The following is a 24,028-nucleotide window of genomic DNA, read 5'->3' on the forward strand; positions in this document are numbered from 1 at the left end:
AGATTGGCGGGTTACGCCTGAAGGCTAACCCGCCCTACGCTTTGGATTTACGTTTTGGTATTTGATTGCAGGGCTTTATTAACAAAGCCCTGCTACCCATACTCCCAGTATCACCGTCCTTCCATCACGCTAATGACGCTTCGACCGCCGGCGGTTTTTTGTACGCTGATTTTGCTGGCGATGCGTTCGGTCATTTCTTGTACGTGCGAGATGACGCCGACTTTTCGGCCTAGCGCTTGCAGGCCGTCTAGCGCATCCATGGCGATACTGAGGGTGTCGGCGTCTAGGCTGCCAAAGCCTTCGTCGATAAATAGCGATTCAACGCGCACCCGCTGCGATGAGAGTGACGCCAATCCCAGCGCCAGCGCTAGCGACACCAAAAATGACTCACCGCCCGAAAGCGAATGTACCGAGCGCGCTTCGTCGCCCATGTCTTGGTCGATCACCATCAGCGCCAGCGTTTCGTTAATCCGTTGCAAGCGGTAGCGGCGGGAGAGTTGCTGCAAATGGCGGTTGCTATAGCCAAGCAGCACATCCAGCGTGTATTGCTGGGCGTAATTGCGAAATTTTTTTACCGTCGCTTGAGCCAATTAAATCACCGAGTTGCGCCCAGCGGCGCTGGATGGTTTCTTGCGCGGCGATTTCTAGCAGCAGATCGGCGGCGGCGCTGCGGCGGGCATCGTCTTGGGCGAGTTGTAATTGTAAGGTGGCAACTTTCGCCTGCGCGGCGGCTTGCTCGCTGCTGATGTCTGCAACCTGTGCTTGCAATTGCGCCAGCGCGGCGCCGTCCTCAGTGTTGACGAGCTCGGGCTGTTGCGCTTGGTGTTGTTGCTGTTGCAGTCGGCGCTCTTGCAATACCGTTTGCGCGTGCAATAGCGCCGTATCCAGCGCCAATAGCGCGGCGCGCTCACTGGCTAACCCTGCGGCATCTAATGCCAAATGTTGTCGTAACACCGCCAGTTCAATGCCCTGCTCGGCCAACCATTGATCAAGTTGCTGCTGCGCGTTGTGCGCTTGCTGTTGCCATTGGCTCAGCTGCGCTTGGGCTTGGGCCAACGCCGCTTGCTCGCGAACCACTTGCTGCGCGCGGCCGATTGTGCGGCGAGCAAGGCTTGGTTTTGCAGCGCTTTGGCGCTGGCCAAGGCTTGCGCCAATTGCGCCTCAATACTTGCAACGCTGTGTCCGGCAAACAGCGCCTGTCGCTCAGTCTGCAATGCGCTTAGCGCGGCTTGCTCGGCATTCATTTGCGCTTGCAAGCGCTGCTGCTCGGCGCTGGTTTGTTGCGCGGCGGCGAGTAATCCAGCCACCGTTTGCGCCAGTAAGGCGGTGCTTTGCAGGCCGCTCGCGTGTGCGCTGTGCTGCGCCAACCAAAGCTGAGCTTGCTGTTGCCAATGCGCTTGCTCCGCCGCCGGATCGGCCTGCCAGCGCGTTTGCCAAGCGGCGTCAAACTGTAAAGCCGGTGCCAATTGCGCCAAGCTGGCGGCGCAGCGCGCGGCGTGCTCTTGCTCGGCAAGTTGCGCGGCAGCGCGTTGCGTGGCGATCTGCTGCAATACGCTTTGGCATTGTTGCACCGCGTCTTTCTGACTTAGCTGCGCTTGGTTGGCTTGCTCGAATGCCGCTTGTGCGCTGTCTTTGGCCTGCTGCGCGTGTTGCCATGCGGCTTCTTGCGCGGCCATGGCGCTGGCTTGTGTTTGTAATGCGGTGTGTTGCTCGGCAAACCATGCGGGCTGCTCAGCCGGACTCATTGTGCTGATTTCGGCCAGTAAAGCATGGTTTTGCCATTGCGAATTTAAGGCATCGCGCTCTGCGGTGATGCGGGTGATTTCGGGGTGAATCTCGGCCAAAGCGCGCTGAATGTTGGCAAGCTCGGCGCTCAATTGGCTGTGTAAGCTTAATTGCTGTTGTTGCTGCTGCCGCTGCGTGGCGACTTCGGCTTGCAAGCTGGCCAACATCGCTTGCAACTGCGGATTTGCACTGACGTAAGGATGATCGAGCGCACCGCAGACTGGGCAAGGCGCATCCTCTTGCAGCGCATCGCGTAGCGACTCAACGTTGCTGTTACACGCCGCTTCGGCCAATTTGAGCGAGCGCTCAGCTTGCGCCAAGGTGGCGGCAATCAGCGGTTGCTGCTGCGTCAGCACTGCCAAACTTTGCTCAGTTTGAGCCTGCGCCGCTTGCTGCATGGCTTGCTGATGCAGCAATTTATCCAGCTGCGCCGTGTATTCGCTGATGCGCTGCACCAGTTGCTGGGCGCTGGCTAAATCATCCCGCCGCTGCGTCCATTGCAGTTTTTGCGCTGGCAAGCTGCCAATGTCAATTTGCGCCTGCTGGGCTATGGCCGCTTGCCGCAGTTGCTCGGCCTGCTGCACTGCAATTTGCGCTGTTGCTAATTGTTCATTAGCGGCGCTAAGCTGCGCTGTTTGCGTAGTATGCGCTTGCGTCAATTGGGCGCATTGGCTGGCTGCGCCTTGGGCGGCGGTGCGCGCCGCGGCCGCTTGTTGCAGCTGCACTGCATACGCGGCCCAATTCTGCGCCAAATCTTGATACTGGGTATGTGCATGCAGCCATTTTTCAGCGTTGGCTAGCTGTATATACCCATGCTCAAGCTCTTTTTGTTGCTGCTCATGCTGCGCCCATGCTTGCTGCGCGGCGTGATTGGCTTGCGCCACCGTACTGTGCAATGCCGCTTGTGCGGATTGGCGAATGTCGATGCTGGTGTCGAGCTTTTTGGCGGCATCCAGTTGTGGCGCCGCAGCGCTTTGCGCTTGTTCGGCCGCCAGTTGCTGGCTTTGCGCTTGGCTCAATGCGGCATTGGCTGTGTCACTGGCCTGATTGGCCGCGCTCAATTGCTGCTGCCCCACGGTGATGGCCGCGCTGGTTTGCGCCAAACTCGTGACAAGGCGATCCACGTCAAGCAATAAAGGGCGGGCGGCTTGCACCAGATCGAGCTGCTGCAGCGTTTCGCGGCGTAAAGCCGCCGCCGCATGGGCAGTCTGTTGTTCAGCCACGGCAACTTGCGCGGCATTCACACCAAGGACGAGTTTGTCGGCCTCGGTGTACCAGCGCAGTGCGTTATTCAATGACTGCGCCGTGGTATCGAGGGTGCTTAAAGCTTGCGCGGCAGTAGTGGCCGCCACATCCAGCTCGCTACGCGCCTCTGCACTGAGTGGTTTTTGATCGGCGAGTCTATCGTTAATCCGCTGCAGCGCTTGTAATTCAGCTTTGGCGCGAACAAAAGCGCCTTGCGAGAGCTGGCTATAAATGGTGCTGCCGGTGAGCGTTTCTAATAGCTCGCCGCGCTCGTTATCATCGGCTTTTAAAAAGCTGGAAAACTCATTTTGTGCCAGCAATACCGCGCGGGTAAATTGCTCAAAATTCAAACCAATGCGCTGGATGATCTCGGCTTTGACTTCATTTTTTTTGCCGCCAATGGGCTGCATGTGCGGCAATTGCAGCAGCGACATCGTACTGGCTTGCAAGCTGCCTTTAACACTGCCGCGCGCCCGGCGCACGCTCCAGCGCGCGCGATAGCTCGCACCATCGTTGCCGACAAAATCCACTTCGGCATAGCCATCAGCACAGCCACGGCGCAGCAAATTGGCGGCGTCTTGATGGGTGATTAAATCCGTGCCGTCAGGCAAGGTTTTGCCGCTACCGGCTTTAAGTAAGCGCGGCGTGCTCTCATACAGCGCCATGCACAGCGCGTCGAGCAAAGTGCTTTTACCGGCGCCCGTTGGGCCGCTAATGGCAAATAAACCGGCGGATTTAAGTGGCTCTTGCTCAAAATCAACGTCAAATTCACCGGCTAAAGAGGCGAGGTTTTTACCGCGTATCGCTAAAATTTTCATTTTTCATCCGCCCCTGCATTGAGCATTAATTCGGCCAACGCCGCCATCAACTCGGGCGGCGCATCCGCCGCGTATTTGCTGCGATAGAGGCGATTAAAAATGGCATCGGGCTGCAATTGCGCTAACTCAGGCAAGGTTTCATCTTCAAGTTCAGCGCTATTTTGGGCGGCAAAGCGAGTTTCAATTTTGGCCAAGCGCACCGGTTTGCCTTCAATGGCCGCTTCAATTTGCGCGCGCAAACCGGGCTCGGGCTGCTCCAGCGCAATTCGCACCTCTAAAAAACGGATACTGCTCAGGGGGCAAATCAGCCGGTAAATTAAGCGCCGCTAAAGCCGCCAACACCTCGGCCATTGGCGCGGCTTTTTTAGGGATGCGCAATAAATCCACCGCGCGCGGCACCCATAAAGGCGTCACATCCACCACCGTTTCGCCTGCGGTATCAAAGCGCAGTACTTGATGCGGATACGCCACTTCGGCAAACGACAGCGGAATTGGGCTGCCGCAATAGCGAATATGCGCTTGTTGCCCCACCATTTGCGCCAAATGCAAATGCCCCAAAGCGGCGTAGGCAATATTGGCGTCAAACATTTTGGCCGATAGCGCTTCGCTGCCACCAATCACAATCGGCCGCTCTGAATCTTGCGAAACCTCACCGCCCACCATATGGCAATGCCCGAGCGCAATAATCGGCTGGCCCGCTTGGCGCAGGCTCAGCGCATACGCCAAAGTCTGTTGATACAGCGCAGTAATGCCGGCGGTATACGGGTCAACGCCTTCGGCTAAATCGGCAACGCGTGGCACATCCCGGGGCGTAAAAATGGAATCGCTAAACACCACGCCGCCACGCCTTGCGTGTCTTGCAGTGGAATCACTAAGCGGCTGACGTCGATTTGCCCTGCCGCATCGCGCGGTACAAAGCCGATTACGCTGGCATCCATCCCCGCTAAAAACGGCGCAGGCATTTCAAGCCGCCCCGGTGAATCATGATTACCGGCGATAATCACAATATTGAGCGCCGGAACGCGCGCCTTGGCTTGCTGCAAAAATTGATAAAACTGCTTTTGCGCTGCAGCCGAAGGGTTGGCGTTATCAAAAATATCACCCGAAATCAGCAAGGTTTGCGCTTGCTCGGTCACCAAGGTCGCCAGCAACCAATCCAAAAAACATTGATGCTCAAATCGACGCTCAAAATGATGCAAGGTTTGGCCTAAATGCCAATCAGAGGTGTGAATAAAACGCATACCAATCCCAAAGTGAATAACTCAATGTGCCAGCGCCCAAATCAGCACAAAACGCCCCAATATAACCGAATCAATCCGTCGCCGTCAGTAAGCCAAGCCAAAGCCGTACGAATCCCTACTCCCTACTCCCTACTCCCTACTCCCTACTCCCTACTCCCTACTCCCTACTCCCTACTCCCTACTCCCTACTCCCTACTCCCCATTCCCCATTCCCCATTCCGCCCCAACCTTGATCCAGATCGCGCAGTGTGCCTAGTTTACTGCGCTCAAGTGCAGTTCAGAGTATGCTGCCAATCCCCGCGTTGCCCGTCACTGGGCGCAATCAATGAAGGAACGCCGATGCCTGAGCGCAATGTGCAACTGATCATCATCGACCCGCAAAATGACTTTTGCGATCAAGCCGGCGCGGCGCTGCCCGTTGCTGGCGCCAGCGCTGATTTGCAGCGCATTGGCGCACTTTTAGCCCAGCAAGGCACCGCGCTCAGCCAAATTCATGTCACGCTCGATTCGCATTTACCGGTGGACATTGCCCACCCGAGTTGGTGGTGTGATGCCGCAGGCCAACTCCCCGCGCCGTTCACGGTGATCAGCCAAAACGAGGTAGAAAGCGGTGTGTGGCGGGCGCGCGATCCGGCGCAGCAAGCGCATAGTTTGGCGTATGTGCAAGCGCTCAGTTGCAATCAACGCTATCAACTGATGATTTGGCCCGAGCATTGCCTGATTGGCAGTTGGGGGCAAGCGGTGCAAAGTGATTTACTCGCTGCGCTTTACACATGGCAACGGCAAACGCTCAAACCGCTACACTTTATTCATAAAGGCAGCAATCCGCGCAGCGAGCATTATTCGGCGCTGCAAGCCGAAGTGCCCGATGTGAATGACGCCAATCCAGCCGATACCGCGTGGTTAACTGAGCTCGCCAAAGCTGATTTGATTTTGATTGCCGGCCAAGCGCTATCGCATTGCGTGGCCAGCACGGTGCGCGATTTAGCCAACGCCTTGGGCGAAGCGCAGATTCATAAATTATTATTACTCACCGATTGCACCAGCCCTGTGGCCGGTTTTGCCGAACAAGGGCAAGCTTTTATCACCGAGATGCGCGCCCGTGGCATGCAAACCGCCAGCCATTTAACGCTGGCGCTCGATCATTGATCCAACTTAGAAGCGATCTTTGCATGACAACTTTTGTGCCTGTGATTGAGTCTTTACTCGACACCGATTTATATAAATTCACCATGATGCAAGAAATTTTGCATAGCCAGCCGCAAACGCAGTCGGAATACGCGTTTAAATGCCGCAATCGTACCGCGCTGCCGCTCGCGGCTTGCCAAGCCGAAATCAACGCCCAGCTTGATCATTTGTGCACACTGCGCTTTAGCGAGGACGAGCTGGCTTATTTGGCGGGGCTGCGCTTTATCAAATCGGATTTTGTCGATTTTTTGCGTTTATTTCAGTTGCAACGGCGCTTTATTCGCGTCAGCGAAATCAACGCAACAGCCGGGCCAATTGTGCATCACCGTGAAAAGGCCGATGCTGCATTGCATGTTGTTTGAAATCTACGTGCTATCGATTGTGAATGAAGTGTATTTCCGCCAGTTTGAGCTCGCGCCTGCGCTCGCAATTGGCCGTGCCCATCTAGCGGCCAAAATCAATACTTTGCAGCAATTTGCCCAGCAAGCGCCGCTGGCCAATCCTTTTGTGTTTTTTGATTTTGGCACTCGACGGCGCTTTTCGCGGCAATGGCATGCTGAAGTGGTGCAAGCACTCGCCAGCCAAAGCAGCGCAATGCGCGGCACCAGCAATGTATTACTCGCCAAACGCTTTGGCCTTACGCCGATTGGCACCATGGCGCATGAATATCTGCAAGCGTTTCAAAGCTTTGGTTCACGACTGCGCGATTTTCAAAAAAATGCGTTAGAGCATTGGGTGCGAGAATATCGCGGCGATTTGGGCATTGCGCTGACTGACGTTGTCGGCACCGAGGCGTTTTTACGTGACTTTGATTTGTATTTTTTGCAAACTGTTTGACGGCGTGCGCCATGATTCGGGCGACCCATTTATTTGGGGCGAAAAAATCATCGCGCATTATCACACCATGAAAATCGACCCGAGCAGCAAGCAATTGGTGTTTAGTGACGGGCTCAATATTGATAAAGCCATTGCGCTCTACCAACACTTTGCGCCGCGCTCACGTGTCGGCTTTGGGATTGGCACCGATTTATCCAATGACTGCGGACTAGAACCCTTACAAATCGTCATGAAACTGGTGTATTGCAACGGGCAACCCGTGGCCAAAGTCAGCGATACGCCGGGCAAAGGCATGTGCGAGGACGTGAATTTTCTCAATTATTTGTGTGATGTTTTTAAAATCAAATAAACCGCAAAAATCCATAAAAATCCAATATCGCCGCGTCAGTACAAGCAGCAAATCCATGCCGAGTGGTGTAATGCTGACAAATTCAGGCGTATTGTGATTCATTCAAAAGACGCGAGCGCCTTCCCCTTTGCTGGGATTGCAGCAACACGCAAATCTTCACTTCTTCATCGGTATTGATGGGTATTTACTTGTAGGCAAGGTTAACAATTACCTGCAGGTAAATACCCATATAGATGGTATTTCAGCACTCGCCTTAATGCCCGTTAAACCGGCCCCGCTCGAATAATGGCCATCGCCAACAAAAAATACAACAAAAGAAAGAATAAAGTAAGATTTAACGCCTTATTTACGCAGCTTACTCGGCAAACTATTCTTGCCGCGACCTCACCCGACTAAATCCTTACAGATCAATATGCTACGACTAAGAACTGATGCATGCAAACCACAGAAAGCGGCAAATTGCATTAGGCATTTCCCCTAAAATGACGACATGCCAAATAAATTACTAGTCATTTAAGCTGTAACCCAATACCATCAGCATTAACTAATATACTGTTAATCTAATTTAAAGCCACCATGCCGCACCAACCCCATTTCAATCCACTCTGCCATTGCGTTAAAACACCATTTCAACTGGGCTTTACCTTAATCGAGCTCATGGTCACGCTCAGTATTTTGGCCATTTTAACTGCCATTGCTGCCCCCAATTTTAGCCAAATGATGGTCGCCAATCGCATGACCACACAAAACAATGAATTGATTGCGGCGATTAATTTGGCACGCTCCGAAGCGATCAAACTCAATCGCAGCGTCACTTTTTGTAAGCTTGATTCGGCCAGCGCCAGTGCGTGCTCGAGCACCGCCGGCAATTGGTTGCATTGGGGTGTTATTTCTAACGAAGGCCTAATCCGCCGTGGTGTCATCACCAGCGCCAGCGAAATCAAAGTCATTAGCGATTTAACCGCCAACCAACTGCGCTTAGGGGCCGATGGCTTGGCTTACAACAATAACAATTTAGCCGCTGCCAATATGTCGATTTGGTCGTGCAGCTGGGGCCGTCCTAGCGACAATTTAATGACGCTCGCCATTGGCGCCGGGAGTCGTTTTAGTTAGCACAAAAGGGAGCAAAGTATGCCCGTAAACTCATTGTCTTCGCCCCGACCACAAGCTGGCTTTAGCTTAATTGAAGTGCTGATAGGGATTGTGGTGCTATCAGTCGGTTTATTGGGTTTTTGGCGGCGTTACAATTGGCCACGCTCAAGCACAACCAAAGTTCGACCGAGCGCAATATGGCGGTGATTCAAACCAATTCAGTGCTCAGCGCCATGCGCGCAGATCGCGAAAACGCCATTAACGGGCAGTTTAATCTGGCGATCGATAGCGCCGTCAGCTCTGGCAGCAGCTTTGCCAGCGGGGTACTGAATCGTTGGCGCACCAGCATTAGCAATCAGTTGGGTGAAGGCGCTAGCGGTGCGGTCAACTGCAGAGCAGCACTATGTACGGTGACCATACGCTGGGATGATTCGCGCGCGGCGCAAGGCGAGCGTGAACAAACCATCGTCACCGAGGTGTTTCTATGAGCCATCCATCCCTACCCGCTCGAGCGGGATTTTTATCTCAGCGCGGATTTTCGATTGTTGAATTGATGATTGCCGTGGCGATTGCCTTATTGATGATTGCCGCTGTGTCTGGGGTAGTTCTGTCGAGTAAGCAAAGCTATCGCAGCTCTGAGGGCTTGTCGCAAGTCAACGAAAGTGGCCGCAGTGCGCTGAGTTTTCTAGAGCGAGCTATTCGTGGCACCGGCGTGATTGCCTGCGGCAATACCCAGCAAGTAGCCAATGTTTTAAACAATCCAACTTCACAATGGTGGTCAAATTGGGCGGCGATTCGTGGATTTTCTGGGAGTACGGCAACCAGTGCCGCCGCTTTTGGCAGCGGTGTTGGTCAGCGTATTACCGGCACACACGCGATTCAATTACAAGGCATGAGCGATTCGGCCTACAGCATCGAAAGCCATAACGGCGGCTCGGCCAATATCAAGCTCTCTGGCAGTAATTTCGACATTGCCGCTGGGGATATTTTAATGGTCTGCGATAGCGATCATGCCACCATTTTTCAAGTTTCAAATATCAATGGCACCGGCAATCTAGTGCATAACAAAGGCAGCGGCACTTCTCCAGGCAATTGCAGTAATGACTTGGCCTTTCCGACTGACTGCGGCAGTGGCCCGACCAGTAAATATGAATTTGCGCCCAATTCAACCGTGGCTAAATTGGCGGCTTCCACTTGGTATATTGGCAATAATGGCCGCAGCCAAGACGGTGGCCGCTCGCTGTATCGCGTTGGCATTGATGGCACACGCATCGAGATGGCCGCTGGCGTGGTCGATATGCAAATCAGCTATCGCATTCCTATCAGCACCAGCTGGGTGGACGCCAGCAGCCTCAGCAATACCCAGTGGGATCAAGTCAATGCCGTCACCTTAACGCTCAGCCTGCAAAGTGCGGAAAAAAACATTGCCACCGCAGCGACCACGCCCAATGGCCGTTTAACGCGCGAAATCACCCAAGTTATCTCGCTGAGGAATCGAACATTATGATGCGCGCAGCGTCTTACCGCCCTGCACAAGCGGGCATTATTTTAATCATGGCGCTGGTTTTGCTATTGATTGCGACCTTGCTCGGCGTATCAGGCATTCGTAATGTGCTACTGCAGGAAAAAATCAGCGGCAATAATTATGATCAATCCATGGCCTTACAAGCCACCGAATCGGCACTGCGCGCTGCCGAAGCCAAGATTGAAAGTAACCCCGATATCACCGCGCTCAATGGACAAAGTTGCCTTGCGCCCACGCTATGCCCGATTTCTCCGCCCGATGATGCCCCAAGCGGCTGGACCGATATTGACGCGGCTTATTTGGTCAACACCGCGCTACTTGAAGGCAAACCTCAGTATTTTATTCAGTTGATGTCTGAAACCAATAGCGATGATGAATCAGGGATTTCTGGCAGCGCCTTAGCCAATCAATACGGCGGTAGTGGCGGGATTGTTTCGCGCACTTACCGCATTACCGCGCGCAGCCATGCGCCCGACGCGGCCACAGGCCGTGCCGCAGTTCGCCTACAAACCACCGTCAAAGTCGATAGGTAGCACCATGTTTAAATGTCAGATCAAATCGATCACCTACTTGGTCGTGATCGCGGTTGCGACGCTAACGCCGCCCGCTTGGGCGGCAATTGAGATTGCCCCTGCCCCCTTGTATGTCGGTGGTTTTGTACCCGGCAGTTTGGCCTTAGTGCCTTCGGTTGAGTTTCCGACCATTCTTAGTCAGGCCAATGTCGGTGCTTATTCAGCGGCCAATGAATACACCGGCTATTTTGACGCCAATAAATGCTACGACTACGTGAATGCCAGCAATGAAGCCGATCGCCATTTCAAGCCCGTCAGCAAAACCACCACACGCAGTTGCTCAGGCAATTGGAGTGGTAATTTTATGAATTGGGCGGTCACACAAACCATCGATCCATTTCGTTCGGCACTGACTGGCGGTTATCGCGTTCGTGACACGGCAGGCGAGACGTGGCTAGAAAAAGCCCGGCATGATCGTGGAGGCAGTTATGGTGATCGCACCAGCAACGTCGCCGGCACTACGCCGTTTAGCTGGGGTAATCTCACCATCCGCGTCGCTGGCTTGGGCAATAAGATGTATTTCACCGGCACTGGTAATGTCAACAACCCAGGTACCGTGCGGCCTTATCCTGATTCAATCAGCAATGCCAAAAAAGATCAGGTATTTGAAGCCTCGGTGCGCGTGAAAGTCTGCGACTCGGCCTTCCCCGAAAAAAAACTGCACGCAATATGGCAGTAATTGGAAGCCTGAGGGCTTGATTCAACAATATTCAAGTAATTTGCAATACAGTATTTTTGGCTATCTCAATGACAGTAGCGCGCTACGAGATGGTGGTGTGATGCGCGCCAAAAATAAATTTGTCGGTGAATATAAACTCGATCCCAGCAGCAACCGTTTAATCGCCAATAGTTCACGCGAATGGGACCCTAGCACAGGGATTTTATACCGCAATCCAGATTCTGCTGATGCGGCCGATACCAATGCGGGCATTCAAGATAGTGGCGTGATTAACTATCTGAATAAGTTTGGCCAAATGACCAATCGCCAACACAAAAGTTACGACCCAGTGAGCGAGTTGTATTACGCCGCGATTCGTTATTTTAAAAACTTGGGCAATGTAGCGAGTTATTCCACTTTGTCCGGCGATAGCACGCAAAAGTATGAGCAAGCTGATGGCTTTCCGGTGATTACCCGCTGGGATGATCCGATTAAATACTGGTGCCAAAAAAATGTGATTTTAGGGATTGGCGACGTCAATTCGCACCGAGACAAAAACTTACCAGGCAGTACCCAAAGTCGCGGTGAGCCAAGCATGCCAAGCGAAGTCAGTGATGACAAAACCATTAATGTCGTCACCGCAACGCAAAAAATCGCGCAATTAGAAGGGATCAGCATCAACGATACGCAATTTACTGGCCGCGACAACTCAGCGTATATCTCCGGTTTAGCCTATGACGCCCACACCGTTGATCTGCGTCCTGAAGGTAATAACAGCAGTAGCGAGCTACTCAAACGCATTAAAGGCATGCAAACGTTATCAACGTATTGGGTTGATGTGCGTGAGGGCGGCGTGCTTGCCAACCGTAGCAGCAATCAATATTGGTTGGCGAGTAAATATGGTGGTTTTAAAGTTCCGAACGACTTTAAACCCTACGACAGTAAAACCACCAGCATTGCCGATGCGCTGTGGTACACCACCAAAGACATCTTATCGACAGGCGACAAGCGCCCAGATAATTTCTTTGTCGCCAGTGACGCACAAAATATGGTCTCGGGTCTCACCAAAGCGTTTGCCAGTATTAGTGCCGAGCGAACCAGTTCAGCCGCTGCGCTCACTTCGTCGAGTAATAAAATTGAGCCCGGCGTAGCCGTGTTTCAAACTACATTTTCTAGCTCTAGCTGGAGTGGTGATTTAAGCGCCTACGCCATCAATCAAACCACGCAAAAACCAGAAAGCACGCCGTTATGGAGCGCCGTTTGCCGCACTACCTCAACCGGTGGATCGTAAAATTTATTTTAATCAAACCCCACAAGCGGCCTCAGGCAAAACGGAATTTAAGCCCGGTGCCAGCGGTTTAGATCCCAATGTATTCACAACGGATATCGTTAACTACTTGCGCGGGGATCGTAGCAAAGAAGTACCGAGTGGCGCTTTTCGAGCACGTAGCAGTGCACTGGGTGACATTGTCAATTCTGCGCCAGTGTATGTTGGCAGCCCTAACCCTCGGCTGTATGCCAAAGAAGTCGGCTACGCGCAATTTGCCAAAGACAAAGTCAATCGCACGCCGATGGTGTATGTCGGCGGTAACGACGGCATGCTGCATGGGTTTAATGCCAAAACCGGCGTTGAAGTGTTTGCCTTTATTCCCAATGCGGTACTCAATCAGCAGCTGGCCAACACGGCCTCACCCGACTATAGCCACCAGTACTTTGTCGACGGTGAAATCACCGTGGCTGATATTTATATCAATAGTCGCTGGAAAACCATCTTAGTCGCCAGCCTAGGTCGAGGCGGCCGCGCCACCTTTGCGCTGGACGTGACCGATCCCCACAATATGTTGCCACTGTGGGAAAACAATCCGCAACGTGCACCAAACATTGGTCAAGTGATCGGTAAACCGGTGATTGCGCAATTGGCCAAAGGCAAATGGAGTGCCATCATGGGCAACGGCATTAACAGTGCTGGCGACAAAGCCCAATTGATGATGATTGATATCGACAGCGGTGATGCCACCTTTGTCGACACCGGCGTTGCGAGCAATAACGGCCTGTCTGCCGCCGACGTGTGGGACACCAATAACGACGGGATTCATGACACCGCCTACGCGGGCGATCAACGTGGCAATTTATGGAAGTTTAGTAATTTAAAAAACAACCCCACTGCCATCAAGCTGTTTAGCGCCACCAGCAGCTCAGGCGCCCAAGCGATTACTGCCGCGCCGATTGCCGTCGTGAACCCGAAAACCAAAGTTCGCTGGGTGTTTTTTGGCACGGGTCGGTTTTTAAATAGTAACGACTTAAGCAATAAAGACGTGCAAAGCTGGTACGGGATTATCGACAGCAATCAAGCGGTGGAGCGTAGTAGCTTAATGGTGCGAAGAATCCTCAAAGACGGTTCGACCACCAATGGTTCGATTCGCGTGATGTCCACACCAAGCCCGAATGATATGCAAGGCAAATCGGGCTGGGTGATTGATTTTAAAGGCTCGGGCGTGGCCATCGAGGGCGAACGAATGCTGCTACCGAATCAAATTCGCGGCAATAGCTTAATTGGCACAACTCGGATCCCAGACGGCAGCGATCCTTGTTTACCCGAAGGTCGCGGCTACACCATGGCCATTGATCCATTTAGCGGCGCGAGTTTAGATCAGGGCTTTTTTGATCTCAATGGCGATGGCAAAGTCGATGAAAAAGACCAAATTGACGGTGCTTACGCCAGCGGTGTTGGCTTTGACAGCAGCCCCAATGCGCCGATTTTTTGTTGGCGACGGTATGATTTCCAGCTTGGAAAACGCCGGTACTTCACACATTAAAACCCAAGGCAAATTAGGCCGCATCGTTCGCACCTCTTGGCGTGAAATTTTAGGAGTTTAAGTTGAAAATCCAATCGCCCCAGCGCACTGCACATGGCTTTACGCTGATTGAAATGATGATTGTCGTCGCCATTATTGGTATTTTGGCCGCCATCGCCTACCCCTCTTACACGCAATACGTGGTGCGTAGCCATCGTGCGGCGGCCAAAGCGTGTCTTTCTGAGCAAGCGCAATTGATGGAGCGCTATTACACCACGCATATGAATTACACCGGCGCGTCGCCGACCTTGGCTTGCCAAACGGAGAGCGGCATGGCAACGCGCTATCAATTTACAACGGATATTGCCAGCGCGCGCAGCTACACCGTCACCGCCACACCGCTTGGCACACAATTGAGCCAAGATCGGCAATGCGGCGCGCTGAGTATTGATTCACAAGGTGGTAAAAACCGCCAGCGGTAGTGGCGGCGCAGCCGCTTGTTGGTAAAAAAAACGGCGCTGATTTGCAGCGCCGTTTTTTTTATCTTGCCTGCCCGCTCAAACTGGACACAAGGTCTGCATCTCTTCACCCCGTATCGTATGCACGGCAGTGCCAAAATGCGCTGGCTTCACATGTTGCGTCCATGGTGATTTAGCCAAAGCATGTTTCATATCGGCATAACCGGCATTGCGTCGCTCTAAAATCGATGGCCGAGAGAATTCCGCATCTGAATCGGCAATCTGCTCACCGCTAGGGTGATATACCAAGTGGACAATATCAAAATGCGCATTGCCATTATGCGCGCTCAGGTTCAAATCATCGCTCACCGCGCTAATATCGACGCTAGCACCTTGTGCAACATGATGCATCGCACGGCGATGATTATGTCGCTTGGCCAAAGAATCAATATGCTGCTGAGTACGGCTAGCGTATTGAATCTGTTTTTGTCGCCATGCCACACTGTCCATATTGCGCGGCGCAGGGCCGTGCGCATCCCATAAATCAATCATAAATACCAAGGTGTTGCCGTCGAGCTCACTGTGAAAAATCGCATCCAATGGCGTATTGGACACACAGCCGCCATCCCAGTACAGCTCACCATCCACCTCGGTGGCCGGAAACCCCGGAGGCAATGAACCACTGGCCAAAACATGCTCTGGGCCTATGGTTTGCCGATGATTATCAAAAAAAACCAACTCGCCCGTCGTGACCTTGGTGGCGCCCAACACCAATTGTGCGCCTTGGTGGTTGATCAAATCAAAATTGGCCAAACGCTGCAAAGTGGCTCGCATTGGCGAGGTATCACAAAAACTCGCTGTTTCAGGCGGCATATCATTGAGTAATAAAGGGCTAGGAAAGCGTGGTTGCCAAAAATTGGGCTGGCCCATGGTGACCGCTTCCATAAAACTCAATTTGTTATACATTCGCCGCCAATCGCCCTGTAGATATTCACCGCTCATATTTTGCGCGAAATATCCGACCATAATGCATCCAGCTGGCTTAAACGATTCTCAGGGGTATTGCCCGCTAAGATGCAAGCATTAATAGCCCCAATGGATATACCCGCAAAAAAATCCGGCTCTAAGCCGGCTTCATGCAAAGCTTGATACGCACCAATATGATAAGCCCCTAAGGCCCCTCCACCTTGTAGCACCAAGGCAATGCGCGGTTTTTGAGATGCTTTTTTTTCTGCCACAGCCATCAATCGCTCCTCAATTTAATAATCAACACAGTGTTTTATTAACGATGTCATGGCTTCAGACTCCGGCAAAAGCGTGACATTACTTGCCGCTTGTTTATACACTCCGACCTAGCTGTGCATTACCCAGTCCAAACGCTGCTGCATCGCAACAAAGAAAGCGTAGTCGATGAAAGGCAGATTGGCATTATTTTTAAGCATCGCTTTCACCCCGCGACATAAATCAAACCGATGAAAGTATTTTGGCCATAAACTTACAGTTATCTGTACAATCCGCGCAAAATAATACCCAGCAGCACGCAATAACGCGGTAAAAAACGTTATCTACTCTGCCATCAGTGCTTTCATCTCCCCAATTGCTCATGCCCAAGGTCTGCATATGCTGCGTTTTTTCCTAATTTTATTGTTCATGACCTCGGTACACGCCGAAACCCTGAGCGGCCATATTATTGGCATTAACGATGGCGACACCGCCACGCTACTCACTACTGACAGAAAGCCCGTCAAAATCCGCCTATGGCAAATCGATGCGCCGGAACGAGACCAAGCTTTTGGCGAAAAATCCAAACAATCTTTATCTGATTTAATTTATCGAAAAGACGTCACCGTGCAGGTCGATACCCAAGACCAATATGGGCGCAGCGTCGGCAAAGTGTTTGTTGGCGGGATGGATGTCAATCTGGAACAAATCAAACGCGGCATGGCTTGGTTTTATACCCAATACGGTAGCGATGAAAAATACCGCGCCGCTGAGCAGCAAGCTAAAGCGGCAAAATATGGTTTGTGGATCGACCCTGCGGCTGAAGCACCATGGCAATGGCGCGCCAGTGGCAAAACCAGCCGCCCAGCCGCCCCTGCTAACGGGAACCCACCGGCCTCGAACCAAGCTGCGCCAAGCAAAACCACCACCAGCAATCCGCCCGCCATCGTTAGCAATTACCGCTGTGACGGCCGACAACACTGTTCACAAATGAGCTCTTGCGCGGAGGCAACGTACTTCATCAAGCATTGCCCCAATGTCAAAATGGACGGCAATAACGACGGCATTCCGTGCGAAAAACAATGGTGTAAATAAAGGCAGATTCACTTCAGCGTTAAGCAACTAAAATCCAACGCAGAGGCGCAGAGACGCAGAGGAAACCAGAGCAAAAACATCAGCAAAACACAGGTTAAATCATCGTGCTTGCTCAGTTCTGATTTGTTTTTTCTCCGCGCCTCTGCGTCTCTGCCTCAAAAAAGTTTTTGTCAGTGCGGCATAACCATCGATTGATCCTCATGCCGCAACGCAATCCACCGAACAAGCAGCGCCCTGCAATTAATTCACTTTCACCTCCAGCACCCCCGATTGAATCGACAATTGCGTGTCTTTCATAATGATCTGGCTAGGCACTTGGCCGTTTTGCAAGGGGTTGATTTTGCGGAAGGTGCATTGCAATTGCGACGGGGTTAATTTCACCACCGCGTAGCCTTGTGCATCGGTATCGGCATAACGAATCCATGGATTATTCACCGGCGCAGCACCCGTTGCTGGGCTGGCAAAGGGATTTAGAAACGGCGTGACTTGGCTGGCAGGAATCTGCGCCGCCGTGATGCCGCCGCCGACTTTTTGCGCGATATTTTGTGCAATAAAACCGGCGAGTGTTTGCGCGGCGATGGATTTTTTAGTCGCCGCCAAATTGGCAATCAGCGCAGCAATGGTTTGCCCGAGTTGGCCACCGAGTAAATCATTAAAAGTATTCACCTCGCTGCGGCTTAGGCCTGCAGTGGCGACAAAGGCTTGTGCTGGCACGATTTTAGCGTTAATTGCCCCCGTTACGGCGGCGCTCACTTGGCTGCTATTACTTAAATCGCTCACCCCAGCTTGCTGCGCGATGCCAACGCTGAGCATTTGAATCGCAATCTGCTCGGCCCCCGCTTCGCTACTAAACACCAAAGCCTGCGCACTCGCCAAAGCTGGATCACGTACCGCACTGGCAAAATAATGGTAGAACGAATCGCTACTCATTCCCGCCGTCACCAAGTCGATCAATGCTGGCGTATTGGGCGGCGTAGCGCTGTAGTCGGCGTGAGCCACACCGGCGTAAAAACTATGAATATCACCAGTAATCGCCACCACATTTTTGATTTGATTTTGGCGAATAAATTGCAGCAAATCGCTGCGCTCGGCATTAAATCCGTCCCACTGATCGGCGTTAAGAACCAAGTCTTGCTGCAAAGCACTTGGCACGCCGGGCAAATTGCGGGCATCTAAGCGCATTTTGAGCAAAGACACTTCATTGCCCCAGACTTTCCACTGTGCTTTGGAATTTTTAAGCGTGCTTTTCCACCAATCACGTTGGGTTTTACCCAAAATCGACACCAGCGCCAACTCGTCGCCCTGTGCTTTACCGATGGCCATTTTTTGCGCTTCTACCGCGCTTAATTGCTGGCTAGGCACTAAATACCGACTGCCAATACTGCTGCCCACTGCCGCCTCGGGCAAGATATGGTCAGCGCGGTAAAGTCGCTCGTCGGTCATCACCAAATGCATCAACTGGCCAAATTGAAAATCGCGATACAGTCGCACGGTATGAAAACTACTGGCCTTGGCGTCAAACACGATGTCTGCCGGCATAAATTCATACCATGCTTGATTGGCCGAACGGCGACGCGTTGTTTCGTGCTTGTTATCACCGCCGCGCTGCGGATCGTAAGTCCCATTGTCGTACGTGGTTGCGTCGCCCCAGCAATCATCAGAAAACTCATGATCATCCCAGATGGCAATCATCGCAAAGCGCGCATGCACTTGCTGCAAGCGTGGGTCGCTACGGTATTGTTTATACAGCGCGCGGTAATCGGCCAAAGTCAGCGCATAGCGCGCACCGCTATTGCCCACTTTAAACGCGCCATCGGGCAGTTTTAAAGCGCCATGCCGAGCTTCAACCTGACCGGTTTGAAAGTCTTCACCAATGGTTTCGTAAATATAATCGCCAAGATGGACGATAAAATCGAGATCCTCAGTCAACAATTGGCTAAAGCCGCCCCAGTGATGAATGCTCCAATCCTGACAAGACAAAAACGCAAACTGCAATTGCGCTAAATCAGCATTGGCTGCCGCTGCAGTTTTAAAGCGCCCCACCATTGAGCGCGAACCATTCACAATAAACTGATACCCATAGTAGGTATTGCCCGCTAAGCCAGTTAATTTGTGGCGTACGCTATGATCCCACTCTGAGAGCGCCGCGAGCGTCACATTAGCAACCACTTTACCCGTTAACACCCCCTCGCTACCGGTCAAGCCCGCTGGATCACCCTCAGTCACCAATAACTGAATCGTGCTATTCATTGCCGCACCTTGGCTGGCAATCGGATCAACATTGCGCGGTAAAACGCGAGTCCATAAGACGATGCTATCGCTGCGTGGATCGCCAGCCGCAATGCCTTGTGGAAACTGATACTGCACAGGATTAGGACTCGAACTTGGGCTTGGACTCTCTGTTGGCCCTAAAGCAGAGTCAGTGCCACCACAAGCAGTGAGTAAAATTGGGCTAGCAGCGCTGGCAGTCATAAAGCCAGCAAGACGAATAAATTGACGGCGATCCACGGTTTTCTCCCAGAAAGAACGCCATCCTCCTCGCCTTGTATTGCAACAATATAAACAGGTGTTTTATTTTTGATTCTGTTGTAAGCGTGCCTAGCCGCGTCTGCCTAAAGAGGCAAAACTCAAGTCACCCATCGCCATTTTTAAACTGTACAGATGTCGATAAAACCCAAGCCAACAAAAAGCCCTACAGGTATTAAGCTGCAGGGCTTTTTGTGGTTGGTCTAGGGCTCAATACTTAATGCGTTGCTAGGTGAATAAAGATTTGTGCGCCAACCAGCATAAAGTCGTCGTCGACAAAATACGGGTTTGCGTGCAAATAGTTATTGATGCCTTTGCTGCGATTGCCGCTGCCTAAAAAGAACATCGCACCACGTTGCTCGCGAGCGGCGTTCACCATCAGGCTAAAGTCTTCGCTGCCAGTCATGGGTTTGCAATCGGCTTGCAGCAGCTCAGCAGGAATAATTTCCTTGGCTGCGCTGACTACGCGTTGATATGCATCTGGATGATTAATCACCGCTGGGTAACCGCAGTAATCCATGCTGGTAACAAAACCGCGCAAGGTGCTTTCTTGAACAATCCCATCAAAACTATTTTTTAAGATTTGATCGGTATTGGCATCCATGGCGCGAATCGTGCCGCGCGCTTGGGCATGGTCGGCAACGGCATTGGGAATCGTGCCGCCATGAAACATACCGCAGCCAAAAACGGCGGGGCTAAATGGGCTGGTTTTTTTGGCGACGATATAGTCAAAATCCATAACGATTCTGGCGGTTTCACGAATCGCATCCAGACCTTTTTCTGGCGTTGAGCCATGCGCCGAAATCCCTTGCACATCCAAAGTCCAAGCCGAACCATATGACGACATTACGCCAGCATTAATCAGCACCGTACCGCATTCGCGTGAGGCATCGTTATGCAGGGCATACACTTCGTCAACGCCGTCCATGCAGCCCAATTCAACCATTTTATCCGCGCCCGGCACGCGCATATCTTCTTCGGCCATTTGGAATACAAAGCGCACATTGTGCTTTAATTCTTCACGGTGCAAAGCCAGATAACGCGCGGCAGTCAGCGCAATGGTCATATGCGTATCATGACCACAATTGTGCGCGCGCAGCCAGCATGTGTTGAGCTATACGCATCATTGGTCAGGTCATCCATCGCCAAGGCATCCATATCGGCACGGAAAGCCACGCGGCGCGCATCAGGATTGACATCTAAATCAGCAACAAAGCCAGTAAAGCCAGCAAACGTGGTGATTTGGTAACCCACTTCACGCATCAAGTCTTGGCAGTACTGCGTGGTTTTAAACTCTTGTCCAGATAACTCTGGGATTTGATGCAAATGACGACGCGTTTGAAGACTAAAGTCGTGCAACTCACGCAATTTGGCGTTCAATTGAAAGGCATTTAACGTGCTCATTTAGATGATTCCTTTCATTTGGAAGCCGATTTGCGCCACCAAAGATGCGCCAAAGAAGCAGCTAGTAGAAACAATCAAGAAAATCACGATGACTTTCCACGACATTTTTTTCAATTCTTCCATCTGGCCACCAACTGACAAACCAGCAAAAGTCAGCAAAGGGACACAGCAAGACAGAAAAGACACTTTACCAATCGACTCTAAAAAATAAGCACGCACTAGCGTATCGGGCAAACAAATGGCAATCCCGATCAAAGTCGCGTAGGCAAAAGTCGGTAACGACGATGGAATCCATTGTTTGGCAACCAGGGATAAAAATACCACGATCGACATGGCTAAAAAGCTATGCAGCATGTCAACAATCGGCGTTCCTGTCGTCAGGAACTGGGTAAACATGGCTAAGATAATGGCCATGAACACCAGTTTCATATCGATTAAGATGGCTTTCATTGAATTTAGCCCTCCTTTTTATTACAAAATTTATACATAAATTCAGCCAGCGGTACACCAAGGTAAGTCAAAGACAAAGCGCCTAATACCGATGACAATAAATTTGATGCGGCGGCAATACTGAGTACTTTTTGCGCCACAAGTGGGTCTAAACCATGAATCAAAGCGCCAGATGCAGCACTGAGCATTGAGCCACTACCTACGCCAGCACCCGCGGCCAAGGCCAATGGATTTAAGCCGGTCAATGGGCCTAAACTGCCCAAAATACTGAACCACAAGGTACCAACAACAGAGCCACATAGATAAATCCCAACACGCCAACGTACTCTGGGCTGCCGGTACCAAATCGACCTTGAATCACGGCGATAGATGGCTCGCGACTAATTGACGAGCAAGCGCCGATGGCTTTACGGCCAAAACCAAATTTCACCGCCAATGGAATCGCGATAAAAATTGGCAATAAATTGCCTAACTCTTGCATCACCAAAGGAATACCGGCGGTAACGATAATGTCTAGATTAGGAATAATCATGCCGGCGTATTGGGTACCGAGTACCAATAGACAAATGCCGACCATTTTGGAGCAGAAGTTTTCTTCTTTTTCAGTAAAGATTTGGCCCCAAGCTTTTACTTTTTGCTTAGTCCAATTGACTGACAAACCCATCCCAATCATCACCGCAAACAACATTGGCAAGATCGGCAATTTAGCAATGCCAACATCGATTTCTTGTTTGCCAATAATAAATTGCGCAATAAAAATAACAATGGCAGCGACAATCCCACTGGTCACGGCAATTTTTATTCCGCTTCGACTAGGGCCTGACTCATCCGCTAGCGGCGTTGCGCTGGCATGATCCTGATTTGTGGACATTATTTTCCTTTGCTTAAAGCATACCCAACGGTATCGTTTCCGAATGCTAGCGATAGTAAGGCAAGCCCAAGGGCGAAAAATTGACTGACATCAATTTTTAACAGCCGAACCGTAGTGACATAATGCCAAGTAAAAGTCAGCCCAATTAGTAAGCCATTGTGTTAACCACCGCGTTTCAGCCCACAAAAATAACCATAAAAAACATCACGATAAGCACCAAACAAGTGAGAAAACAGCTTTTCATAAAATTACAAGCCACGTAAAAAATAGCCTACTTATTTGAGCTATTTGCATGCTGAAGTGGTGCCAGCTTGGGCGTTCAGACGGCAACGCTGGCTCGCTTGCGCTATACCACATGATCAATTCGCTACAGGGCAAAATCATGAGTAACGACCGCATCGAAACGGATTCTTTTGGCGCCATAGCAGTGCCAGCATCGGCATTATGGGGCGCGCAAACGCAGCGCTCTTTAATGCATTTTCATATTTCGACTGAGACCATGCCGACTGAATTAATACAGGCTTTGGCGCGGGTAAAACGCGCTTGCGCCGCGAGCAATCAAGCGCTGGGTTTGCTCGATGCCAATAAGGCCAACGCAATTATTGCCGCCGCCGATGAAGTGCTCGCCGGGCAACACGCAGCAGCGTTTCCACTCTTAGTCTGGCAAACGGGTTCAGGCACGCAAAGCAATATGAATATGAATGAAGTGCTCGCCAATCGAGCCTCTGAATTACTCGGTGGATCGCGTGGCACAACGCGATTATTGCACCCCAATGACGACGTGAATCTTGGGCAATCCAGTAATGATATTTTCCCTACCGCGATGCACGTTGCCGCAGCGCAAGGGATTCAAAATGAATTACTGCCCTGTTTGAACCGCTTAATTGACAGCCTGCACAGCAAAGCGGCTGAGTTTGCCGACATTGTCAAAATCGGTCGCACGCACTTACAAGACGCCACCCCGATCACGCTCGGGCAAGAAATATCCGGCTGGTATAGCCAGCTGGAGCACGCCGAACGCATGCTCAAACTCAGTTTACCGTCCTTATGCCAATTGGCCGTTGGCGGTACGGCCGTCGGTACGGGGCTCAATACGCATCCACAGTTTGGCGCTCGCGTTGCAGCTGAATTAGCCTTGCAAACGGGTCTACCTTTTGAATGCGCGAGTAATAAATTTGCCGCTTTAGCTGGGCATGATGCGATGGTTAGCGCGCATGGCGCGATGAAAACCTTGGCCACGGCCTTAATTAAAATCGCCAATGATATTCGCTGGTTAGCATCGGGCCCGCGCTGTGGCTTGGGCGAATTGCAATTACCTGAAAACGAACCGGGCAGCTCAATCATGCCCGGCAAAGTCAATCCAACCCAATGCGAAGCGATGACGATGCTGTGTTGCCAAGTATTGGGCAACGATGTCGCCATCAGCATCGGGGCGGCGTCGGGCAATTTTGAACTCAATGTCTTTAAACCCTTAATTGCTCATAATTTTTTGCAAAGCTTGCGCCTATTGCGCGACGGCATGGCTAGCCTAACGACGCATTGCATTGTCGGCATCGCTGCAGAGCGCGAGCACATTGCCGCACTGCTTGAACAATCCTTAATGCTGGTCACCGCGCTCAGCCCGCATTTGGGCTACGATCAATCGGCAGAAATCGCCAAATACGCCCTGAAACAAAACTGCACTTTAAAACAAGCGGCGCTGGATTTAGGTTTATTAACCGGCGAGCAATTTGATACCTGGGTGAATGCCAAAGCGATGACGCATTCCTAAAATCGGCTACTGTCGGCGTGATCGCTGCTGATACGCGTTTAGCGCTCAAGCAAGGTCTAAAAAGCGATGCATCGTTGGCGATATGCACTGGCTACACAGCGCAATCATCGCAAAAAGGGCCGCAACC

The 24,028-nt window shown here is 51.7% G+C and carries 24 protein-coding genes and 2 pseudogenes; 13 read left to right on the plus strand and 13 right to left on the minus strand.

Translation table 11 applies throughout. The annotated features are described in order from the left end of the window. Nucleotides 1-110 precede the first annotated feature (110 nt). The 6 genes from GKO28_RS02465 to GKO28_RS02490 are packed head-to-tail and all read right to left on the minus strand — an operon-like array spanning nt 111 to nt 5,089. Nucleotides 111-590 (minus strand): SbcC/MukB-like Walker B domain-containing protein, encoded by a 480-nt coding sequence (locus GKO28_RS02465; RefSeq protein WP_203563855.1) that lies wholly within the window; start codon nt 588-590, stop codon nt 111-113. Further along, nucleotides 517-1,056 carry a hypothetical protein gene (locus GKO28_RS02470; RefSeq protein WP_203563856.1) on the minus strand — a complete coding sequence of 180 codons (540 nt, stop codon included), beginning with the start codon at nt 1,054-1,056 and terminating at the stop codon, nt 517-519. The genes GKO28_RS02465 and GKO28_RS02470 overlap by 74 nt, the downstream gene beginning before the upstream one ends. Then, complete coding sequence (locus GKO28_RS02475; protein ID WP_203563857.1) at nt 1,032-3,848, minus strand: AAA family ATPase; 2,817 nt, start codon at nt 3,846-3,848, stop codon at nt 1,032-1,034. Before GKO28_RS02475 ends, GKO28_RS02470 begins: the two co-directional genes overlap by 25 nt. Next, nucleotides 3,845-4,087: an exonuclease SbcCD subunit D C-terminal domain-containing protein gene (locus GKO28_RS02480; RefSeq protein ID WP_247646294.1), complete on the minus strand. Its 243-nt coding sequence runs from the start codon at nt 4,085-4,087 to the stop codon at nt 3,845-3,847. Before GKO28_RS02480 ends, GKO28_RS02475 begins: the two co-directional genes overlap by 4 nt. Beyond that, nucleotides 4,071-4,685, minus strand: a complete 615-nt coding sequence (locus GKO28_RS02485) for a hypothetical protein (RefSeq protein WP_203563859.1) — start codon at nt 4,683-4,685, stop codon at nt 4,071-4,073. The genes GKO28_RS02480 and GKO28_RS02485 overlap by 17 nt, the downstream gene beginning before the upstream one ends. Continuing rightward, nucleotides 4,628-5,089, minus strand: a complete 462-nt coding sequence (locus GKO28_RS02490) for an exonuclease subunit SbcD (RefSeq protein WP_203563860.1) — start codon at nt 5,087-5,089, stop codon at nt 4,628-4,630. Before GKO28_RS02490 ends, GKO28_RS02485 begins: the two co-directional genes overlap by 58 nt. 339 nt (nt 5,090-5,428) lie before the next feature. On the opposite strand from GKO28_RS02490, the gene GKO28_RS02495 reads away from it, so the two are divergent. The 11 genes and pseudogenes from GKO28_RS02495 (at nt 5,429) to GKO28_RS20945 (ending at nt 14,587) form a co-directional block, all read left to right on the plus strand. Beyond that, complete coding sequence (locus tag GKO28_RS02495; protein ID WP_173533586.1) at nt 5,429-6,238, plus strand: hypothetical protein; 810 nt, start codon at nt 5,429-5,431, stop codon at nt 6,236-6,238. 23 nt (nt 6,239-6,261) lie between these two features. Next, nucleotides 6,262-7,463: pseudogene (gene pncB, locus GKO28_RS02500) on the plus strand (nicotinate phosphoribosyltransferase). A gap of 576 nt (nt 7,464-8,039) precedes the next feature. Beyond that, on the plus strand, nt 8,040-8,576 hold the full coding sequence (locus tag GKO28_RS02505; protein ID WP_182075242.1) for a GspH/FimT family pseudopilin: 537 nt from the start codon (nt 8,040-8,042) through the stop codon (nt 8,574-8,576). A gap of 18 nt (nt 8,577-8,594) precedes the next feature. Then, nucleotides 8,595-8,762 carry a prepilin-type N-terminal cleavage/methylation domain-containing protein gene (locus tag GKO28_RS22610; protein ID WP_203563861.1) on the plus strand — a complete coding sequence of 56 codons (168 nt, stop codon included), beginning with the start codon at nt 8,595-8,597 and terminating at the stop codon, nt 8,760-8,762. After that, a complete protein-coding gene (locus tag GKO28_RS02515) occupies nt 8,696-9,043 on the plus strand; it encodes a hypothetical protein (RefSeq protein ID WP_203564331.1) in 348 nt (115 codons plus the stop codon). Before GKO28_RS22610 ends, GKO28_RS02515 begins: the two co-directional genes overlap by 67 nt. Then, entirely contained in the window at nt 9,040-10,062 is a 1,023-nt protein-coding gene (locus GKO28_RS02520; RefSeq protein WP_182075243.1) for a prepilin-type N-terminal cleavage/methylation domain-containing protein, read from the plus strand. Before GKO28_RS02515 ends, GKO28_RS02520 begins: the two co-directional genes overlap by 4 nt. Next, nucleotides 10,059-10,613 (plus strand): PilX N-terminal domain-containing pilus assembly protein, encoded by a 555-nt coding sequence (locus GKO28_RS02525; RefSeq protein ID WP_182075244.1) that lies wholly within the window; start codon nt 10,059-10,061, stop codon nt 10,611-10,613. Before GKO28_RS02520 ends, GKO28_RS02525 begins: the two co-directional genes overlap by 4 nt. A gap of 4 nt (nt 10,614-10,617) precedes the next feature. After that, a complete protein-coding gene (locus tag GKO28_RS02530) occupies nt 10,618-11,331 on the plus strand; it encodes a hypothetical protein (protein ID WP_182075245.1) in 714 nt (237 codons plus the stop codon). A gap of 16 nt (nt 11,332-11,347) precedes the next feature. After that, nucleotides 11,348-12,601: a hypothetical protein gene (locus GKO28_RS02535; RefSeq protein ID WP_182075246.1), complete on the plus strand. Its 1,254-nt coding sequence runs from the start codon at nt 11,348-11,350 to the stop codon at nt 12,599-12,601. After that, nucleotides 12,591-14,126 (plus strand): pilus assembly protein, encoded by a 1,536-nt coding sequence (locus GKO28_RS02540; protein WP_182075247.1) that lies wholly within the window; start codon nt 12,591-12,593, stop codon nt 14,124-14,126. Before GKO28_RS02535 ends, GKO28_RS02540 begins: the two co-directional genes overlap by 11 nt. 62 nt (nt 14,127-14,188) lie before the next feature. Continuing rightward, nucleotides 14,189-14,587 carry a type IV pilin protein gene (locus GKO28_RS20945; RefSeq protein WP_282099210.1) on the plus strand — a complete coding sequence of 133 codons (399 nt, stop codon included), beginning with the start codon at nt 14,189-14,191 and terminating at the stop codon, nt 14,585-14,587. A 75-nt stretch (nt 14,588-14,662) separates the two neighbouring features. Here GKO28_RS20945 and GKO28_RS20950 read toward each other — a convergent pair whose 3' ends face one another. Together GKO28_RS20950 and GKO28_RS20955 are read right to left on the minus strand one after the other, a co-directional pair. Further along, entirely contained in the window at nt 14,663-15,589 is a 927-nt protein-coding gene (locus GKO28_RS20950; protein WP_182075248.1) for a DUF3734 domain-containing protein, read from the minus strand. Further along, a complete protein-coding gene (locus GKO28_RS20955; RefSeq protein WP_182075249.1) occupies nt 15,562-15,807 on the minus strand; it encodes a patatin-like phospholipase family protein in 246 nt (81 codons plus the stop codon). The genes GKO28_RS20950 and GKO28_RS20955 overlap by 28 nt, the downstream gene beginning before the upstream one ends. A 376-nt stretch (nt 15,808-16,183) precedes the next feature. On the opposite strand from GKO28_RS20955, the gene GKO28_RS19065 reads away from it, so the two are divergent. After that, nucleotides 16,184-16,879, plus strand: coding sequence for a thermonuclease family protein (locus GKO28_RS19065; RefSeq protein ID WP_182075250.1), 696 nt, complete (start codon nt 16,184-16,186; stop codon nt 16,877-16,879). A 240-nt stretch (nt 16,880-17,119) separates the two neighbouring features. Here GKO28_RS19065 and GKO28_RS02565 read toward each other — a convergent pair whose 3' ends face one another. The 5 genes and pseudogenes from GKO28_RS02565 to GKO28_RS02590 form a co-directional block, all read right to left on the minus strand. Further along, entirely contained in the window at nt 17,120-19,387 is a 2,268-nt protein-coding gene (locus GKO28_RS02565; protein ID WP_182075251.1) for an alkaline phosphatase, read from the minus strand. Nucleotides 19,388-19,622: 235 nt separating this feature from the next. Beyond that, a complete protein-coding gene (locus GKO28_RS02570) occupies nt 19,623-20,471 on the minus strand; it encodes a M20 family metallopeptidase (protein ID WP_203563862.1) in 849 nt (282 codons plus the stop codon). Next, nucleotides 20,468-20,809, minus strand: a complete 342-nt coding sequence (locus GKO28_RS02575; protein WP_203563863.1) for a hypothetical protein — start codon at nt 20,807-20,809, stop codon at nt 20,468-20,470. The genes GKO28_RS02570 and GKO28_RS02575 overlap by 4 nt, the downstream gene beginning before the upstream one ends. Then, a complete protein-coding gene (locus tag GKO28_RS02580) occupies nt 20,810-21,259 on the minus strand; it encodes a hypothetical protein (protein ID WP_182075252.1) in 450 nt (149 codons plus the stop codon). It abuts the gene before it with no gap. 5 nt (nt 21,260-21,264) lie between these two features. Further along, nucleotides 21,265-22,130: pseudogene (locus tag GKO28_RS02590) on the minus strand (DUF3100 domain-containing protein). A gap of 382 nt (nt 22,131-22,512) precedes the next feature. On the opposite strand from GKO28_RS02590, the gene fumC reads away from it, so the two are divergent. Next, nucleotides 22,513-23,901, plus strand: a complete 1,389-nt coding sequence (gene fumC, locus GKO28_RS02595) for a class II fumarate hydratase (RefSeq protein WP_182077379.1) — start codon at nt 22,513-22,515, stop codon at nt 23,899-23,901. The last annotated feature ends 127 nt before the right edge of the window (nt 23,902-24,028 follow it).

The sequence above is a fragment of the Deefgea sp. CFH1-16 genome (assembly GCF_016881365.1).
Classification (GTDB): domain Bacteria; phylum Pseudomonadota; class Gammaproteobacteria; order Burkholderiales; family Chitinibacteraceae; genus Deefgea.